1 protein-coding gene is annotated in these 345 nt (G+C 47.2%); it reads right to left on the reverse strand.

Translation table 11 applies throughout. From position 1 onward, the window contains the following. A partial coding sequence (locus AB4375_RS21560; RefSeq protein ID WP_372052504.1) for a VCBS domain-containing protein occupies positions 1 to 345 on the reverse strand: 345 nt, incomplete at both ends.

Consider the following 345-nt stretch of genomic DNA (forward strand, 5'->3'; position numbering starts at 1 on the left):
ATAGTCAGGTCACCGTTGGTGCCTGAAATAGAATCCGGTGTGAATGCATTATCTGGATTATCCACGTCAGTACTGGTCAATGTTCCTGATGTCGTTACCGCTTTGTCGGTTTCATCGATGGCAACGGTCGCACTGCTGACAGTAGCGGCGTCGTTAGTGCCGTTAATCGTCACCTTGATGGTGGACGGTGTTCCATCAACAGACGACACCGTGAAGGTTTCTTCTACTTTATCGCCGACGTTCAATTGATTAAATGCGCTGTTGGCAGTGAATACCCAGTGGCCTGTGGCATCAATGTTTAGGTTACCGTTAGTACCTGAAATAAAATCCGGTGTGAATGCATTA

Origin of the sequence: Vibrio sp. 10N.261.51.C6, assembly GCF_041471785.1 — a bacterium.
GTDB classification, from domain to species: domain Bacteria; phylum Pseudomonadota; class Gammaproteobacteria; order Enterobacterales; family Vibrionaceae; genus Vibrio; species Vibrio crassostreae_C.